The sequence below is a fragment of the Chromohalobacter sp. 11-W genome (genome assembly GCF_029889905.1).
Classification (GTDB): domain Bacteria; phylum Pseudomonadota; class Gammaproteobacteria; order Pseudomonadales; family Halomonadaceae; genus Chromohalobacter.
Map to the genome: position 1 here is coordinate 277,591 of NZ_JARANZ010000003.1, position 13,243 is coordinate 290,833.

Consider the following 13,243-nt stretch of genomic DNA (forward strand, 5'->3'; position numbering starts at 1 on the left):
CCCCTGACGTGGGCTCCCTTCGCGCTTCACGTCGTTTCGGAAACTTTCATGCTCGCCTATCAGCACGCCTACCACGCCGGCAATTTCGCCGACGTTCACAAACATCTCGCCATGTTCGCCGTTCTGCGCCATCTATTACGTAAACCTTCTCCTGTTACGTATGTGGATACGCATGCCGGACGCGGGCTGTATCCCCTTGATGCCGAGGAAACGCAGCGCCTCAAGGAGTATCGCCACGGCGTGGCGAGTCTCTGGGCGGCGCGCGAGCGCCTTGCCGACGACGCATTTCTGGGTCCATGGTGCGAGCAACTTGGTGCGGTACAGGCGTCGCCTCGGCTCAGCCACTATCCGGGCTCGCCCTGGTGGTTGTCTCAGGCATGTCGGGTGCAGGATCGCCTCGACCTGTACGAGCTTCACCCGGGCGAGTCGAACCATCTCGAAACCCAAGCGTGGCCTGACCAGGCGCGACGTTTCCACGCGGATGGGCTGGCTGGCCTGCGTGCCTCTTTGCCGCCGGCGACGCCCCGCCTTTGTGTGCTCATCGATCCCAGTTACGAACTCAAGCAGGAATATGTCGACGTCGCGACGACGTTGCAGGCCGTGTCCGCCAAGGTGCGTCACGCCATCGTCTTGATCTGGTATCCGTTATTGCCCAGCGGGCGTCATCACGACCTGCTCGATGCCGTCCGGCATAGCGGAGTGCGCAAGGTCTGGCGCAGCGAGCTGCTTCTGCATCCGCCCGGCGATGCCACGCATGGCATGTACGGTAGCGGCATGCTGATCTTCAATCCGCCCTGGGGGGTGGATACGCAGCTCGATGACAGCCTGGCGCGCGTCGTACGCTGTCTGGGGGACGAAGCCACGCATGCGTCGCAGTGGTGGGTCGAGGAGTAGGCGTGGCTAGGCAAGGCAAGTTCTGTGGAAATGGCTGGCTAAATCACTTCCTGCGAGACTTTAACCCGATCCAATACAACGATGGTTCTGAACCATTTGACGTTGGGGTTGTTGTGAAACAGCGCGTCGCAGAGTTCTTGAAACCGACTCATGCTGGGCACTAGCAGTATCAGCATGAAATCCGCTTCACCGGTCACGTAGTAACACTGCTGAATCTCAGGTCCGGAAAAATGGGTCTTGAGCTGCGCCAGATCAGCGGCGTGGGTCTTATCCGCCTGTACCTCCACCAGCAGAGTAATCACCTGACCCAGGCGGTCTGGATCGAGCACGGCAACGTTTGCCTGTATAAAACCGCCGTTCTTGAGCTTCTGTATGCGCCGCTGAATGGAAGCCGTCGACAGGTGGACCATTTCGGCCAGCTCGCGAAGCGGCGTCTGGCAATCTTTCTGCAAAAGTTCAAGCAGGGTGTAGTCAAAGTTATCCAGCGTCATCAGGATATTCAGGTGAGAAAATTTATCGCTGACGGTAGGTAATACAAGCGCCTTTATCAAGGGTGCTGCAATAAAATAGCGCTGAATTCCCGACCGGAAGCAGCTTATGCGCACGGACTCCACTACAATCGCTGGCGTCACGCTGAACGTGATTGCCTCGGCCCTGTTTGCTTTACTGTTTGCCTATACCGCTCTGCTGCCGGCCATGGAGGGCGGCGAGATCTACGGCTGGCGGATTCTGCTGACCTTTCCCTGCCTGAGCCTGTTTATTCTGTGGCGGGGCTATGGGGCGCAAATAACCACTCTTGGCCGGCGCCTGATAGCAGAGCGCTACTTCTGGGCCACCCGGCTGGCGTCAGCGTTCCTGCTGGGCGCTCAGCTCTGGCTATTCATGTGGGCGCCGGGCAATGGCCATGGCCTTGCGGTGTCGCTGGGCTACTTCATGATGCCGATCATCATGGTGGTTATCGGGCGCATCGCGTTCGGCGACCGCCTGACAGGCTTTCAGAAAGTTGCCTGCCTGCTGGCGGTGGCGGGCATTGTCAATCAGTTGGCCATATCGCAAACGCTGGCATGGCCAACCCTGGCGGTATGCGTAGGCTATCCGGCCTATTTTTGGCTGCGGCGTAAAACCGATACCAACCACATCGGCGGGCTATGGCTGGATATGCTACTGAGCCTGCCGGCATGCCTTTGGTTTATTCTTGCTGGCGGCCATATGACAGAAGCGATCAATATCGAGGCTATCGGGCTGGTGACGGGGCTTGGACTGCTCAGCGCGCTCGCTTTAGGGTTTCAGGCGCTCTCCGCCCCGCTGCTCAATCTGAGCCTGTTCGGCCTGCTGGTTTACGTTGAACCCGTGCTGCTACTGGGTGTTTCGCTGCTTTTGGGCGAGGTCATTGATCCCCGCGAATGGCCGACCTATATCGCGATCTGGCTGGCGGTAGTGGTGCTCATGGTGGAAGGCGCTTGGGGCTTGCACAACCGCCGCTACGCGCCTGAAAAGACTGCCCCCGTGGCGGAATGACCGCGCACCACGCTACGCCCTTACTTGCCGATGCAGAAGCTGCCGAAGATTTCACCGAGTAGGTCGTCGGCGGTGAATTCGCCGGTGATTTCGGCGAGCGCGTGTTGCGCTTCACGGAGGTCCTCGGCGAGCAGTTCACCGGCCCCGTGCCCCTGTAGCTGGGCGATGCCGTTGTCGAGGGCCTGACCGGCGCGGTCGAGGGCGTCGAGGTGGCGCCGGCGCGCCGAGAAACGTCCTTCGGTGGTGGCATCGAAGCCCATCACCGTCTTGAGATGATCCTTCAGGTTATCCACACCCTCTCCAGTGATGGCGGACATGCGCACCAATGGTGGGGTTGTGGATAAATCACTCACGGCATTCTCGCCGCTTTCGTCGATCTTGTTACGCACCAGCGTCAGGCGCTCGGGATGGGGGAGGCGTGCGACGAATTCCGGCCAGAGTTGCATGGGGTCGGTCTGGGTCGTGGTCGCTGCATCGACCAATAGCAGCACGCGGTCGGCCTTCTCGATTTCTTCCCAAGCGCGGGCAACCCCGATTTTCTCGATGGCATCCGGCGTGTCGCGTAACCCGGCGGTGTCGATGACGTGCAGTGGCATGCCATCCAGATGAATGTATTCGCGCAATACGTCACGGGTGGTGCCTTCGATGTCGGTGACGATGGCGCTGTCGCGTTCGGTCAGTGCGTTGAGCAGGCTCGACTTGCCGGCATTGGGGCGTCCGGCGATGACCACGTTCATGCCTTCGCGCATCAATGCCCCTTGCCCGGCGGCGGCACGTACCTCGCCGAGCATGGTGTGCACGTCGTTAAGCATCGCCGCTACCTTGCCGTCGGCGAGGAAGTCGATCTCCTCCTCGGGAAAGTCGATGGCGGCTTCGACGAACATGCGTAACTCGATCAGCTTGTCGACGAGCGCTGCGACGCGCGTCGAGAATTCGCCCTGCAGCGAGCGCAGGGCGTTTTCGGCGGCGGCGCGGGAGCTGGCATCGATCAGATCGGCGATGGCCTCGGCCTGGGCCAGGTCGAGCTTGTCGTTGAGGAAGGCGCGTTCGGAAAACTCGCCAGGGCGCGCCAGGCGGGCGCCCAGCGTGACACAGCGTTCGAGGAGCAGGTCCATGATCACCGGCCCGCCATGCCCTTGCAGTTCAAGAACATCCTCACCGGTAAAGGAGTGGGGGCCGGGGAAGAAAATTGCGATGCCTTCGTCGATGACACCGTCGTCGGCGTTGCGAAATGGGCCGTACTGCGCGTGACGCGGCGCTGGGCAATGGCCGAGGAAACCCTCGGCCAGCGTGCGACTGGCGGGACCCGAGATGCGCACGATGCCGACCCCGCCACGTCCGGGGGGCGTGGCGATGGCGGCGATGGTGTCTTGGCGATAGAGCGGCGTAGCGGTCATGTTGATCTCCGACTCGTTGCCGGTATTGTCCCGGTGGTAGGCCCAAAACGCCAGACCCCCGCCGAGGCGGGGGTCTGATCGGATGGTAAACGGAAAGGGCCGTCAGCTCTTGGCTTTACTGGCTTTTCCCGTTTCGCCGTCACTTTCGATCTTGCGCGTGATGATCCACTGCTGAAGGATCGAAATGACGTTGTTGCAGATCCAGTAGATCACCAGGCCGGCCGGGAACCACAGGAAGAAGAACGTGAAGACCACAGGCAGCATCTTCATGATCTTGGCCTGCATGGGATCCGGCGGTGTCGGATTCAGCAACTGCTGAACGAACATCGAGGCGCCCATGATGATCGGCAGGATGAAGTAGGGATCCTGGGCCGAAAGGTCATTTATCCACAGCATGAAGGGCGCATGACGCAGTTCCACGGATTCCAGCAACATCCAGTACAAGGCGATGAAGACCGGCATCTGCACGACGATGGGCAGGCAGCCCCCCAGAGGATTGATCTTCTCCTTCTGGTAGAACTTCATCATCTCCTGCGACATCTTCTGCCGGTCGTCGCCGTACTGTTCCTTGATGCGCTTCATCTCCGGGCCCATCTTGCGCATCTTCGCCATCGACTTGTAGGCCTTGGCGGAGAGCGGGAAGAGCACGATCTTCACGACGACCGTAAGCAGCACGATCGACCAGCCCCAGTTACCGATCAGGCCATGAATCTTCGCCAGCAGCCAGAACAGCGGATTGGCGATGAACCATAACCACCCGAAGTCGACGGTCAACTCCAGGTGAGGCGCGATGGCTTCCAGGCGGTCCTGAATCTTGGGCCCCATGTAGAGCGTCGCGGCCAGAGTGGTTTCGCCGCCGGGCTGGACCTGCTTGGAGGGACCGGCAAACGCGGCGACGTTGCGATCACGGGAATCGATATTGGCGTAATAAAGATTCTCTTGGCTCTGTACCGGGACCCACGCCGAGGTGAAGTAGTGCTGGATCATGGCGACCCAGCCGCCCTCGGAGTTGACATTCTTGAAGTTGCCTTCACGAATGTCATCGAAGTCGATCTTCTCGTAGTTGCTTTCTTGCGTGGAGAAGGTCGCGCCGAGGAACGACTTCATGCTCATAGGGCCGCCGCCCTGGCTGGGATCGGCGCTATTGTCGCGAGCAAGCTGGCCGACGAAACGCGCGGAGATAGGCGTTTCGCTCTGGTTATCGAGTCGGTACTCGACATTGACGGCGTAACTGTCGCGATCGAAGGTATAACGCTTGATGATGTCCACGCCATTGACCTCGGCCGTGAGGTCGACGCTTAGGCTGTCTTGATCGTCGCCAAGCGAATATTGCATTTGCTCGGAAGAGAAATCGATGCGCCCATCATGGCCCTCCAATTGCAGCCCCGACTTGGCAACGTAGCTGCGCACGTTGTTGTCGCTGAGGAGAACGAAGGGTTGCTCGCTATTCAAGGACTCATGGTGCTTGGGTAGCGCGGCATAGACGACATCGCCGCCACGAGGATCGATGCGAATATCCAGCGTGTCGGTGCGTACCTCGATCAAGCCGTCCGCGTCGGTTTGCCCGTCCGCGCCAGGCATGTCGGCGGCCTCTTGCGATGAGGCACCGTTACCGCTGCTGTTGGACGTGGGAACCGAAAGGCTGTCGCTGTCGGCGTTACTATCGGACGTATCCTGGGTAACGCTTTCAGGTGCGCGTTGTTCGACGCTGTTTTGCCCATAATCCGCGTTCCACTGAATGACCAGTAGATAGGCGAGTACCGCGAGCGGGATGACGAGTAGGAGTCGTTTTACGTCCATAAGGATTCTGCCCGGTGATACATTCTGACGTCACGTCCCGACCGGCACTGCGGCCACGGTGGAACGTGGCGGAGAAATGCCGATCAAGGGGATGGCGTGGACGAGACCGACTGCTTGCGTACGTCTTTTTCCAGGCGTCGCCACATGCCGTGCAATTGGCGATGCAAGGTATCGTTATCCAGCTCATGAGCCCCACGCCGAGCGAGAACGATGATATCTACGGCGGGGAGACGATGCTGCTGGAGACGAAAAGATTCACGGACGAGGCGTTTCAGACGGTTACGGTCGACAGCACGACGTACGTTCTTCTTGCTAAATACGAGCCCCACTCGCGGTTCACCGAGAGCATTGGGACGCGCAAGCATCAAAAGGCCCTTGCCGTGCACCTTGAAGGACGCGTGAGCGAAGACGTGCTGATAGTCCCCGGCGGTTAGCAGTCGCCGCCGCCGGGGAAAGCCCTGATCGGACATTCGTTGTCCAGTCAGGCGCTCAGACGCTTGCGACCTTTGGCACGACGACGCGCCAGCACCTGGCGGCCGTTCTGGGTGGCCATGCGAGCACGGAAGCCGTGCACGCGCTTGCGCTTTAGGACGCTCGGTTGAAAAGTGCGCTTCATAGCTGCGAATTCTCACGTGGTTGTTTGGAAACGATTTGAAACTGAAGAGCCCGGTACGTTTGCACCAGGCGGTATTCGGCTCAAGACCGGCAATTCTAGTGAATCCCTGGGGCAGGTGCAATTTTTCCGGCGCTTTTATCCACACCTGTTTTGTTACGGCGGCGGGGGCTCGGCATGTGCCGAGGCGGTCGGCCCGAGCGGATGCTTGTTTGTTCGCTCGTCGCTTGTCGGCCTGCTCTTGGGCGAAACGATCAAGCTATTATCATTATTGAAGTTGTACTAACTGATGTTGTTATTAATAGTGGGGATATTATTTGTGGATAACCATATTTTTACCTTTATTAACAATGATGTGAGATGTTCTTGGATCTGTGAGGAAAAGGCGGGGAAGCGGTGGGTAAGCTGTCGGTAGCATTGTGGGTAAGTGGCGATTTCTACACACCCTACGACATCTCCACGTGTCACGGACACGTTGTGCGCTGAGTTATGGGGTGGGTTTTCCACAGGAAAAGAGACTCGGCATCCATGTGGATAACCCGGGCGTCGAACGATACAATAGCCGGCCATTCATCAACGCTAGGTGAGGTCGTGTGTCGGTCGCTCTCTGGCAGCAATGCCTCAACTTTCTTCAGGATGAGCTGAGCTCTCAGCAGTTCAACACCTGGATTCGCCCCTTGCAGGCGGAGGACGGTGACGCCAACGAGCTGTGTCTGCTGGCGCCCAATCGCTTCGTGCGTGACTGGGTCAATGATAAATACCTGAAGCGTATCAATGAGTTGCTGAGGGAGCTTGCATCCGGCAAGCCGCCCAAGGTGCAGCTGACGGTCGGCAGCCGCCGCAACGTGGCCATGTCGTCGCCGCGTGATCTCGGGGCACCGGTATCGGCGGCGTCCATGAATACCTCGCGTCCCCCCGAGACGCCGCCTGCCGTGCATGCACCGAGAGCCCGGGGCGATTATGCGGATGAACAGGAAATCGATCGCATGCGTGAGCGCGAGGATTCCTCGCGCCGTGGAGGTGGCGAGCGTCAGGTGCAGGTGGAAGGGAGCCTCAAGCACCAGAGTGGGCTCAATCCCAATTTTACCTTCGAAACCTTCGTCGAGGGTAAATCGAACCAGCTTGCGCGTGCCGCTTCGCGTCAGGTGTCCGAAAACCCCGGTGGTGCCTACAATCCGCTGTTCCTGTACGGTGGTGTCGGCTTGGGTAAGACGCACCTCATGCATGCGGTAGGCAATCATCTGGCCGGCCAGCGGGAAAACGCCAAGGTGGTTTATCTGCACTCAGAGCGTTTCGTGGCTGATATGGTCAAGGCGCTGCAGCTCAACGCCATCAACGATTTCAAGCGATTCTACCGCAGCGTGGATGCACTGCTGATCGACGACATCCAGTTTTTCGCTGGCAAGGAGCGCTCGCAGGAAGAATTCTTCCATACGTTCAATGCGTTGCTCGAGGGCGGTCAGCAGATGATCCTTACCTCGGATCGCTACCCCAAGGAAATCAGCGGGGTGGAAGAACGCCTCAAGTCGCGCTTCGGCTGGGGGCTGACGGTGGCCATCGAGCCGCCTGAGCTGGAAACCCGCGTGGCGATCTTGATGAAAAAGGCCGACCAGGCCAAGGTCGACCTGCCGCACGATGCAGCGTTCTTCATTGCACAGAAGATTCGTTCCAACGTGCGTGAGCTTGAAGGGGCATTGAAAAAGGTCATCGCCGACTCGCACTTCATGGGCAAGCCGATCACCCAAGATTTCATCCGCGAGTCGCTCAAGGACCTGCTGGCCCTGCAGGACAAGCAGGTCGGCGTCGACAACATTCAGCGCACGGTGGCGGAGTATTATAAGATCAAGCTAGCGGATCTTCTCTCCAAGCGTCGTTCGCGTTCAGTGGCGCGTCCGCGACAGGTCGCCATGGCATTGGCCAAGGAATTGACCAACCACAGCTTGCCCGAAATCGGCGATGCCTTTGGGGGGCGCGATCACACCACGGTGCTGCATGCTTGCCGAAAGGTGCAGACACTCAAGGAAGAAAGCGCGGATATCCGCGAGGACTACAAGAACCTGTTGCGGCTGCTGACCAGTTGAGCATGGCGGCCAGAATATTCCCTTGGACCCCAGGACGAGAGTGGAGCCCATGAGATTTACCATCACCCGCGAAGACCTTTTGCGTCCACTGTCGCTGGTCGCCGGCGTCGTCGAGCGTCGCCAGACCCTGCCGGTGCTGTCCAACGTGCTGCTCGAGGTACGTGACACCCAGTTGGCACTGACCGGTACGGACCTCGAAGTCGAGCTGATCGGCCGCACCGCCCCGCATCACGTCGATGAGCCGGGCTCGGCGACAGTGCCGGCGCGTAAGCTAATGGATATCTGCAAGTCGTTGCCCGAGAAGACCGATATCACCTTTACGCTCGAAGAGGGGCGTGCAGTGCTTCGTGCGGGGCGTTCACGCTTCACCTTGTCGACGTTGCCGGTGGCGGAATTCCCGAATATCGAGGGAAGTCAAAGCGATACAACCTTGACCTTGACGCGCGGCACGCTCAAGCACTTGATCGATGCGACCTCTTTCGCCATGGCGCAGCAAGATGTGCGTTACTACCTGAACGGTATGCTGCTCGAGTTTGGCCATCACCTGGTGCGCACGGTGGCGACCGACGGTCACCGCTTGGCGGTATGCGCACGTAGCGCCGAGGTCGACGTCGAGCCGTCGCAGAAGCTCATCGTGCCGCGCAAGGGCATTCTCGAATTGGCGCGCTTGCTGGATGGCAGCGATGAGCCGGTGGAACTCACCATCGGTGGCACGCATCTGCGTGCTCAAACCGGGGATTTCACCTTTACTTCCAAGCTGGTCGACGGCAAGTTCCCCGATTACGAGCGCGTGGTTCCGCGGGGCGGTGATAAAGTCGTCATCGCCGAGCGTGGCGAGTTGCGGCAGGTGTTGTCGCGTACCGCTATTCTCTCCAACGAGAAATATCGCGGGGTCCGGCTCAATCTCGAAGAGCACAATCTACGTGTGACGGCCAACAACCCCGAACAGGAAGAAGCCGAAGAAAACGTGGCCATCGAGTATGAAGGCGACACCTTGGAGGTGGGGTTCAATGTCGGCTATCTCGTGGATGTGCTCGGCGTGCTCGATGCCGATCGCGTACAAATGACGCTGTCCGACCCCAACAGCAGCGCACTGCTGGAAGAACCGGGTGGTGGCGATGCCATGTATGTGGTCATGCCGATGCGCCTCTGATCGCCTGCGCTGCTCTTTCACTCATGCACGTCTCGGGCGCGGGTCGGTTCACGCCGACATTGCTAACCGCGTCCGAGGTGGCATGCTGCCTCCGATCCCCTTATGCCCCTCGAACGTCTCAATTTCCTAGGTTTGCGTAACCTGGACGCACTCGATATGCGCCCCGCGCCGGGAATCAACCTGGTGACCGGTGCCAATGGCAGTGGCAAGACCAGCTTGCTGGAAGGCGTGCACATGCTGGGCATGGCGCGCTCGTTCCGCACCCAGAAGCTCAAGCGCGCGATTACCCACGACACTGATGCCGTCACCTTGCACGGTCGCCTGTCGGGTGATCCGCCGGTATCGCTGGGCGTTCGACGGGCACGCGATGCTTCCGAGCTGGAAATTCGTCTCGATGGCGAGCGCGGTATTCGCGTGGCGCGCTTGGCGGAAACGCTCCCCCTGCAACTGATCAACCCCGATGCGTTCCGCCTATTGGAAGGCGCACCTGCGGCTCGGCGTGAGTTTCTGGATTGGGGAGTGTTTCACGTGAAACACGAGTTCTTCGAGGCATGGCGACGGGTCAGGCGCGCCCTGAAACATCGGAATGCCCTGCTCAGGCATGATAGAATCGACCTACGATCGATGCGTGTCTGGGAGCAAGAGTTGGCGCATTGGAGTGAGCAACTCGACCTCTTGCGCAGCGACTACATGGCGCAATTCGCCAAGACATTCGAAGCGACATTACATGAGTTGTTGCCGCTTTCCGGCTTGTCTCTTCGTTATTACCGCGGATGGGATAAACAACGTGGGTTGCTGGACGTGCTCGAAAATGGCCGGGACACCGACCGGCAAATGGGCTTTACCCAGCAGGGGCCGCAACGTGCCGATTTGCGCTTGCGCATCGGTAAGCGAGCTGCCGTGGAAGAACTATCGCGCGGGCAGCAAAAGTTGGTAGTGAGCGCGCTGAAGTTAGCCCAAGGGCGCTTGCTGGAGGAACTGACGGGGCGTACCTGCGTTTACCTGATCGATGACCTGGCTGCCGAGCTTGATGTTTCGCATCGGCGGATCTTTTGTCATTGGCTGGCACGCTTGCACTGCCAGGTCTTTATTACCGGAGTCGAGCGCAGTGCGCTCGAGAATGCATGGCAGTCGGAAACGGATGTCGCGATGTTTCACGTGGAACACGGGCGACTGCTCACGGAATGACTTCACGACGGAGTAGGCAATGAGCGAACAAGCTTACGACTCATCGAGCATCAAGGTCCTCAAGGGCCTGGATGCGGTACGCAAGCGCCCTGGCATGTACATCGGCGATACCGATGATGGTACGGGCCTGCATCACATGGTCTTCGAGTTGGTGGATAATTCCATCGACGAAGCGCTCGCGGGACACTGCAGCGAGATTCGCGTGGTGATCCACCCCGATGAGTCCGTCACCGTCAGTGACAATGGGCGTGGCATTCCGACTGATATGCATTCGGAGGAGAATGTCTCGGCGGCGGAGGTCATCATGACGGTGCTGCATGCCGGCGGCAAGTTCGATGACAACTCCTATAAGGTCTCGGGCGGCCTGCACGGCGTTGGCGTTTCCGTCGTCAACGCGCTCTCCGAAGAGCTCAAGCTCACGGTGTGGCGCGCGGGTCAGGTTTATGAGCAGATCTATCATCACGGTGTGCCCGACTCTCCCTTGGATGTGGTAGGTAAGACCGAGAAGAGCGGTACTCAGGTCAACTTCAAGCCGTCGACCGAAACCTTCGCCAATATCGAGTTTCACTACGACATTCTGGCCAAGCGCTTGCGTGAGCTGTCGTTCCTCAACTCCGGCGTCGCGATTCGCTTGCTCGACGAGCGCTCGGGCGCGGAAGAGCTGTTTCACTATGAAGGCGGGCTACGGGCCTTCGTCGATCACCTGAACACCAACAAGGCGACGTTGAACCCCGTTTTCCATTTCGAAACGCAACGCGAAGACGGCATTGGCGTCGAAGTGGCGATGCAGTGGAACGATACCTTCTCCGAGAACATCTTCTGCTACACCAACAATATTCCCCAGCACGATGGTGGCACCCACCTGGCCGGCTTCCGGGCAGCCTTGACGCGTACGCTCAATCACTACATCGAAACCGAAGGGCTGCTGAAAAAGGCCAAAGTCAACACGGCCGGTGACGATGCACGGGAAGGGTTGACGGCGATCGTGTCGGTCAAGGTGCCCGATCCCAAGTTCTCGTCGCAGACCAAGGAAAAGCTGGTGTCGTCCGAGGTCAAGACGGCGGTAGAGCAGGAGATGGGGCGCCAGCTGGGCGATTATCTGGTGGAGCGGCCCAACGAGGCCAAGGCCATCGTCAACAAGATGCTCGACGCCGCGCGCGCTCGCGAGGCTGCACGTAAGGCGCGCGATATGACGCGCCGTAAGGGTGCATTGGATATCGCCGGGCTACCGGGCAAACTGGCCGATTGTCAGGAGAAAGACCCAAGCCTGTCGGAGCTTTATCTGGTCGAGGGCGACTCGGCGGGCGGCAGCGCCAAACAAGGGCGCGACCGGCGCACCCAGGCGATTCTGCCGCTCAAGGGCAAGATCCTGAACGTCGAGAAGGCGCGTTTCGACAAGATGCTGTCGTCGGCGGAAGTAGGCACGCTGATCACGGCGTTGGGGTGTGGCATTGGGCGCGAGGAGTTCAATCCCGACAAGTTGCGCTACCATTCGATCATCATCATGACGGATGCCGATGTCGACGGTTCGCACATCCGTACACTGCTGTTGACGTTCTTCTTCCGGCAGATGCCGGAACTGATCGAACGTGGTCATGTGTTCATCGCCCAGCCGCCGCTTTATAAGATCAAGCGCGGCAAGCAGGAAACCTATCTCAAGGATGAACAGGCGCTGACGGATTATTTGACCACGACGGCGCTGGATGGCGCGCGCCTCTACGTCAATGCCGACGCGCCGGGTATCGCCAACGAGCAGCTCGAGACCCTGGTGAGCGAATATCGCGATGTCATGCGGCGTATCGACCGTCTCTCGCGCGTTTATCCCAATCTCGTGCTGCGCAAGATCGTGCATACCGCGAGGCTCGAAAGCGAAAGCCTCAAGGACCGCGAGACCATGCAGCATTGGATCGACCATCTGCAGCGCGAAATGGACGATCTCATCGCTTACGAGGGCGGCCCCCGTTATACCTTCCATCTCCAGGAAGACGCCGAGCGCGGTGTTTATCTACCCTGCGTAGCACTGACGGCGCATGGGGTCACGACCGATTACGTGTGGGGCGTCGATTTCTTCCGCAGCGCCGATTACCGCGCCATGACCGCATTGGGCGAGACGCTGGACGGACTGCTTGAAGAAGGGTCCTATGTCGCTCGCGGTGAGCGCCAGCGTTCGGTGGACACCTTCTACGAAGCGCTCGAATGGCTGATGAGCGAGGCCCAACGTGGCTTGAGTGTGCAGCGCTACAAGGGCTTGGGCGAGATGAACCCCGAGCAGTTGTGGGAAACCACCATGGATCCCAATTCTCGCCGGATGCTGCGTGTTTCCATCGAGGATGCCGTGGCGTCCGACATGATGTTCAATACCTTGATGGGTGATGAGGTCGAGCCGCGTCGTGACTTTATCGAACGCAATGCGCTGGTCGCCAATCTGGATATCTAACGCAGACACTGGGCAGGCGATGTTTCACGTGGAACATTCACCATGAAGTGTCCTGCCTAGATTGTGGTGAGTAGGCTACAGGAGAGGCTGGCAACGTCACACGACGTTGCCAGCTTTTTTTGTGGGGCAGGGCAGGGCAGGTGAGGGGAGGCCAAGCTGCGC

General features: G+C 59.3%; 11 protein-coding genes. 6 read left to right on the forward strand and 5 right to left on the reverse strand.

Translation table 11 applies throughout. The features are described from left to right. Nucleotides 1-48: 48 nt before the first annotated feature. A complete protein-coding gene (gene rlmJ / locus OP494_RS06320) occupies nucleotides 49-894 on the forward strand; it encodes a 23S rRNA (adenine(2030)-N(6))-methyltransferase RlmJ (protein WP_280539871.1) in 846 nt (281 codons plus the stop codon). Between the two features lie 38 nt (nucleotides 895-932). On the opposite strand, the gene OP494_RS06325 is transcribed toward rlmJ, so the two are convergent. Beyond that, a complete protein-coding gene (locus OP494_RS06325; RefSeq protein WP_280539872.1) occupies nucleotides 933-1,385 on the reverse strand; it encodes an Lrp/AsnC family transcriptional regulator in 453 nt (150 codons plus the stop codon). A 106-nt stretch (nucleotides 1,386-1,491) separates the two neighbouring features. Between OP494_RS06325 and rarD the strand changes: the two genes are divergently transcribed. Then, nucleotides 1,492-2,412: an EamA family transporter RarD gene (rarD, locus tag OP494_RS06330; protein WP_280539873.1), complete on the forward strand. Its 921-nt coding sequence runs from the start codon at nucleotides 1,492-1,494 to the stop codon at nucleotides 2,410-2,412. Nucleotides 2,413-2,432: 20 nt separating this feature from the next. Here rarD and mnmE read toward each other — a convergent pair whose 3' ends face one another. From mnmE to rpmH, 4 genes are all read right to left on the reverse strand, one after another. Next, the gene (mnmE, locus tag OP494_RS06335) at nucleotides 2,433-3,809 is read right to left on the reverse strand and encodes a tRNA uridine-5-carboxymethylaminomethyl(34) synthesis GTPase MnmE (protein ID WP_280539874.1); all 1,377 of its coding nucleotides are present in this window, start codon (nucleotides 3,807-3,809) and stop codon (nucleotides 2,433-2,435) included. 102 nt (nucleotides 3,810-3,911) lie between these two features. Then, nucleotides 3,912-5,609 carry a membrane protein insertase YidC gene (gene yidC / locus OP494_RS06340; RefSeq protein ID WP_280539875.1) on the reverse strand — a complete coding sequence of 566 codons (1,698 nt, stop codon included), beginning with the start codon at nucleotides 5,607-5,609 and terminating at the stop codon, nucleotides 3,912-3,914. Between the two features lie 83 nt (nucleotides 5,610-5,692). Next, the gene (gene rnpA / locus OP494_RS06345) at nucleotides 5,693-6,079 is read right to left on the reverse strand and encodes a ribonuclease P protein component (RefSeq protein WP_178998863.1); all 387 of its coding nucleotides are present in this window, start codon (nucleotides 6,077-6,079) and stop codon (nucleotides 5,693-5,695) included. 11 nt (nucleotides 6,080-6,090) lie between these two features. Beyond that, nucleotides 6,091-6,225, reverse strand: a complete 135-nt coding sequence (gene rpmH, locus OP494_RS06350; protein WP_040240205.1) for a 50S ribosomal protein L34 — start codon at nucleotides 6,223-6,225, stop codon at nucleotides 6,091-6,093. A gap of 590 nt (nucleotides 6,226-6,815) precedes the next feature. Here rpmH and dnaA point away from each other — a divergent pair. The 4 genes from dnaA (at nucleotide 6,816) to gyrB (ending at nucleotide 13,081) form a co-directional block, all read left to right on the forward strand. Next, complete coding sequence (dnaA, locus tag OP494_RS06355; protein WP_280539876.1) at nucleotides 6,816-8,303, forward strand: chromosomal replication initiator protein DnaA; 1,488 nt, start codon at nucleotides 6,816-6,818, stop codon at nucleotides 8,301-8,303. Nucleotides 8,304-8,352: 49 nt separating this feature from the next. Further along, nucleotides 8,353-9,456, forward strand: coding sequence for a DNA polymerase III subunit beta (gene dnaN, locus OP494_RS06360; protein ID WP_280539877.1), 1,104 nt, complete (start codon nucleotides 8,353-8,355; stop codon nucleotides 9,454-9,456). Between the two features lie 102 nt (nucleotides 9,457-9,558). Further along, entirely contained in the window at nucleotides 9,559-10,644 is a 1,086-nt protein-coding gene (recF, locus tag OP494_RS06365; RefSeq protein WP_280539878.1) for a DNA replication/repair protein RecF, read from the forward strand. Nucleotides 10,645-10,663: 19 nt separating this feature from the next. Beyond that, nucleotides 10,664-13,081 (forward strand): DNA topoisomerase (ATP-hydrolyzing) subunit B, encoded by a 2,418-nt coding sequence (gene gyrB, locus OP494_RS06370; protein WP_280539879.1) that lies wholly within the window; start codon nucleotides 10,664-10,666, stop codon nucleotides 13,079-13,081. Nucleotides 13,082-13,243: the final 162 nt, after the last annotated feature.

Bases quoted from the DNA above. Each gene is read 5' to 3' on its own strand.
- yidC (WP_280539875.1), bottom strand. From the start codon at position 5,609: ATGGACGTAAAACGACTCCTACTCGTCATCCCGCTCGCGGTACTCGCC.
- rlmJ (WP_280539871.1), top strand. From the start codon at position 49: ATGCTCGCCTATCAGCACGCCTACCACGCCGGCAATTTCGCCGACGTT.
- gyrB (WP_280539879.1), top strand. From the start codon at position 10,664: ATGAGCGAACAAGCTTACGACTCATCGAGCATCAAGGTCCTCAAGGGC.
- rpmH (WP_040240205.1), bottom strand. From the start codon at position 6,225: ATGAAGCGCACTTTTCAACCGAGCGTCCTAAAGCGCAAGCGCGTGCAC.
- dnaN (WP_280539877.1), top strand. From the start codon at position 8,353: ATGAGATTTACCATCACCCGCGAAGACCTTTTGCGTCCACTGTCGCTG.
- mnmE (WP_280539874.1), bottom strand. From the start codon at position 3,809: ATGACCGCTACGCCGCTCTATCGCCAAGACACCATCGCCGCCATCGCC.
- OP494_RS06325 (WP_280539872.1), bottom strand. From the start codon at position 1,385: ATGACGCTGGATAACTTTGACTACACCCTGCTTGAACTTTTGCAGAAA.
- rarD (WP_280539873.1), top strand. From the start codon at position 1,492: ATGCGCACGGACTCCACTACAATCGCTGGCGTCACGCTGAACGTGATT.
- rnpA (WP_178998863.1), bottom strand. From the start codon at position 6,079: ATGTCCGATCAGGGCTTTCCCCGGCGGCGGCGACTGCTAACCGCCGGG.
- recF (WP_280539878.1), top strand. From the start codon at position 9,559: ATGCCCCTCGAACGTCTCAATTTCCTAGGTTTGCGTAACCTGGACGCA.